At 57.2% G+C, this 4,157-nt stretch carries 3 protein-coding genes and 1 pseudogene; 3 read left to right on the top strand and 1 reads right to left on the bottom strand.

Going from position 1 to position 4,157, the window contains the following annotated elements; translation table 11 throughout:
- The 3 genes from ACRXB1_RS32055 to ACRXB1_RS32065 form a co-directional block, all read left to right on the top strand.
- The coding region (locus ACRXB1_RS32055; RefSeq protein ID WP_449494320.1) for an amidase family protein at positions 1 to 583 on the top strand (583 nt) is incomplete at its 5' end.
- 940 nt (positions 584 to 1,523) lie between these two features.
- A complete protein-coding gene (locus tag ACRXB1_RS32060) occupies positions 1,524 to 2,855 on the top strand; it encodes a hypothetical protein (RefSeq protein WP_449494321.1) in 1,332 nt (443 codons plus the stop codon).
- A 128-nt stretch (positions 2,856 to 2,983) separates the two neighbouring features.
- Complete coding sequence (locus tag ACRXB1_RS32065; RefSeq protein WP_449494322.1) at positions 2,984 to 3,667, top strand: hypothetical protein; 684 nt, start codon at positions 2,984 to 2,986, stop codon at positions 3,665 to 3,667.
- Positions 3,668 to 3,685: 18 nt separating this feature from the next.
- On the opposite strand, the pseudogene ACRXB1_RS32070 reads toward ACRXB1_RS32065, so the two are convergent.
- A pseudogene (locus ACRXB1_RS32070) lies at positions 3,686 to 4,157 on the bottom strand (3-beta hydroxysteroid dehydrogenase); the annotation flags it as partial.

Consider the following 4,157-nt stretch of genomic DNA (forward strand, 5'->3'; position numbering starts at 1 on the left):
TGACGCGTGGTTGCCCCGCGATGCGCTCGCGGGCTTGCCCGGGCACGTCGCGACACTTTTCGCGGCAATGCTCGATACATTGCGGCCGCGGTTTGGCGTTATCGAAAGCACCGATGTCATGACGCCTTCCACCGATGCGCTTTATTGGGCTTTCCGCTACATACAGGGATTCCAGGCATGGCAAAGCCACGGCGCGGCGATCGAGAAGCATGACTTCCAGCTTGGGCCAGGCGTGCGCGAACGTTTTTTCTGGTCGAAGACTGTCACGAGCGGTCAGAACGGCCAAAGCGAGAATATCCGCGCGCAGTTTCGCACCGGCCTTTTGAAGTTGCTGGAAGGCGGCCGCGTCATTCTCATGCCCACGATGCCAGACGTCGCGCCATTGCTTTCTGAAAGCGATGAAGCACTCGATGATTATCGAAACCAGTCGATCAGGATGTTATGCATTTCGGGGCTAAGCGGATGTCCGCAGATCACTGTTCCGTTAATGCAGATGGACGGCGTGCCGCTGGGATTTTCCATAATCGGCGCGCCCGGAAGCGATAAGGGTCTGATGGAATTGGCCCGCAAGCTGATGGTGTAGTTGCAATCGAAAATCGAAACAGACCGGCTATCGATCTCTACTCGTAAAGGGTTACGCAACCCTTTACTCCGCGCTGTCATTCCAGTCCCTGTGGGGATTGGGATTCCTCTCCAAACCTTTTGATTTCAGATTTCGCAGATCGACGATGGCAGCCTCCCGCATGCCAGGCGCGATCCTGTTTCGTCCGGAAAACTCAAACCGTATTCCCTTCGATGGTTCAGGTTATAAACAACTACTGAAACTCCATTACTAATAATTATTATATTAGGGGGTTTTTCCTGTGAAAAACGACCCGGAAAACGATGCATCGGTCACTTTTATCGGAGCAGGGGTTTCCGCTAAATTCGCAGGTAAATATCGGCCAAAAATTGTTACATAATTGGGCATTATTTACCCGCAGCAGTCAAAGTGACCGGCAAATATTAGACCTTTCATTTTAATTCATCAGATCAATAGTCCATTCTCATGAGGAAATATTTTTGCGATGAAGTGGCTCGTTAGAAGATTTGCCCTTTTTCGGCGAAAAGATATTAATTCATTTGAGGCCTGCCGCACATTCCGGGTAGGATTTGCGCCTGCCTTTGAGGGAAAAGGTAGAGTTTGCCGGGTCAGATCGCAACACCGGCATCCCGAGCGAAACGTTTGCCGAAGCGTGCATGGGTCTAGACAAGCGCATCTGTTAGCGCCCCGCGGCGCGCAGTGATTTCGTGTGCATGATGGCGCAGCACCGGGCCACGGCATTCGATTCGTACTCCATACCGAATCGAACACGGGACGGCCTTCCAGAATCTGAAGCATGAAGTCAGGCATTAAACTTTTTTAGGTCTACGAACAATTCCAGCAATATCAGTGTGCAGCTTTCACAGTGCTTCGTGTTTCCAAACTGAAATTACCAACTTCTTTTTGTCGGGCCTTTTCTCGACATTGGACACAACTCGCCATGTTAAAAAGACGTCAATTTCTAGGTTGCCTCACGGCTTTGAGCGGCAGCTACATCTTGACCGCCTGCGGCGGTTCGAGCGACAGCAGCAACGCAACAGGCGCAACCGTCAACAGCGCATCGAGTGGTAAGGCAGTCGTCAACGCAGCAGTCAGCAATGCTTCACCCGACGCAACGATGATCCCGCCGGCTTCGTCGCTTATCGACAAGCAAGGCAGGGTCTGGACCGTGTCCGGCGGCGTAGTTTACAGAGACGGTACGGTTGTTGGCAACAACTACAACGTAGCCTTGCTCATGTGGTACGGCGGCATGATGTGGCATACGAACACATCGGGCCAGTGTTATGTCTGGACCGATGCAGCCGGATGGCTGCAGGCCAGCGACCCGCGCCATGCAAGCGCGGCGACGCCGGGCAACTTCTATGGCATCAACGGCCATTGGGACGACCCCTATACCCCGGCTCAGATCGTCTCCATCTTGAAGGGTCTGGGTTGTTCGACCTTCCGCGTGGGCTGCAGCGATGATCTCACGCAACTTGCAGCAGTGACAAAACTGGCCGCGGCGTTCCAGGCCGCGGGCATGACGCTGTTCGTGCTGATCAACCAGGGCATGACCGACGCCTACGGCAATGTTTTCAGCAGCGAAAGTGCCGCCTATAGCCAAGGACATTGGATTGCTTCCACCGTAGCGGCCGCGCTCCAGCCGTATGGCGTGACCATGTACGAGTGCGGCAACGAATTGACGCGCCAGGTCTCCACCATCCTGGATTTCACGCAAGCGGGCACCAAGGCCGTCGACTTCAACAATACGAACTGGCCGGCCATGCGCGGTGTGATGCGCGGCATGATCGACGGTGTTAAATCGGTTCAGTCGAGCGCCAAGTGCGGCATCAACTTCTGCGTAGCGGACTATGGCGCAGCCGACGCGTTGTGGGAAGGCATGCAGCCCGACGGCACCCGTGGGTATCCGCTGGTACGCTGGGACATCACGACGTGGCACAACTACGAAGTGTATGGCGACATCTTCAATATCGGTTCCGACGGCGCAGGTCCTGGCTTCGATCTGCCCACATACTGCAAGGCTCGCTACAACGTGCCTTTCATGATCACCGAGTGGAACACGGGTCCTGAGCAAACGGCGGCGTATCGCTCGAACTACATCACGACTCAACTGGGCAATTTCTATAACGCGAGAAAGACGCACAACATCCAGTCGGCGATGTATTACACGCTCGACAGCGGCAACGATACGTTCGGCCTGGTGATGAATGGCACACACTTGACCCCGTACTCCGCATTCGAGAGCTTCGCGGCATCGAACCCGGATACCTGAGCCGATTAGCGAATTAGCGCATTGTCCTGGCCGGGCACATTCATCATGTGTCCGGCCTTTTTGGCGTCTCTTACAAGCAGGCGGTTATCATGGTTGAATTGCGTCGCTTAAACGAACCGTTGCATCATATGAGGAATACACGCAAGACCTTGATTATCACGGTGCTGCTCGCTGAGCTCGCCGTGGGCGCTTATCTCGTGTTCCACAAGGGCGACGAGGCGGGCCCCGAGACGCATGCCACGCAGGACGGCTCGCAGCAGGAAGAGGAGTCGGACCCCGCGTACAGCGACACGCATGTGACCGCTGGAAGCATTGCCGGAGCAGTGACGGCGGCTAGTGGCGCTGACAGCATCGCCATCGCGCCCAGGCAGTCCGCCATCGATAATGCCGTGGCACCGGTACCGGCTCCGCCGCCAGTGGAAAACACCGTGCAAGCGCCGCAACCGGCTGTGAAGCCAGCCCCTGAACCCGCGCCAGCACAAGACGCGGCCATCACCCGCGACGATTCGACTTCGCCCAGGCGTGCTGCACCGGTCGCGCGGAGCGATACAACCCGTGAATTTGCACGTAGCCGCAATCCGAAATCTCCGGTTACATCGGCTATGACGGATCAGCTTGTCAGGGAATCAGCGCAGCTCGATCCGTCGTTACCTCCGCCGAACCCTGTAGTGACGGCGCCCGCGCCGGTCGTTCGCGCCGATCCGTCGCACCGCTCGAACCCCGTCGCCGCCGCAATGACGGACAGTCTGATACGGGACTCGGCACGGCTCGATCCTTCACTGCCGCCGCCGAAACCTCCTGGCACGCAGTAATCGTGTATCGAATCAGGTTCAGACTTTGAAGTAACTCGCCTTGTCGATATCGACCATAAGGCCAGGTTGCGTCGGCTCCCAACCAAGCAGCTTGCGCGTCCGTTCGCTCGAAGCGGGAGCGTCCATGCCGGCGAACATCGCGAACCAGGTGAAATGGCTCGCAGCCTCCTCCGAAGTCTTGCTAAGGACAGGCAGGTCCAGACGCCGGCCGATCACGCCGGCAATATCCTTGAAGGGCACGCCTTCTTCCGCGACCGCGTGGTAACGCGTACCGGCCACACCATGCTCGAGCGCCAGCCGATAAACCCGCGCGGCATCCAGCCGATGCACCGCCGGCCAGCGATTCATACCCTCGTTCACATAGACCGATGCACCGTTCTCCCGGGCGATGCCCGCGAGTATCGGCACGAAACCGTGGTCGCCATCGCCATGAACCGAAGGCGGAAGGCGCACGATCGACGCGCACACCCCGCGCGCCATGAGTGCGTCA

It is taken from the genome of Caballeronia sp. M23-90, assembly GCF_053574605.1.

Coding starts and splice junctions, on each gene's coding strand:
- ACRXB1_RS32060 (WP_449494321.1), top strand. CDS start 1,524: ATGTTAAAAAGACGTCAATTTCTAGGTTGCCTCACGGCTTTGAGCGGC.
- ACRXB1_RS32065 (WP_449494322.1), top strand. CDS start 2,984: ATGAGGAATACACGCAAGACCTTGATTATCACGGTGCTGCTCGCTGAG.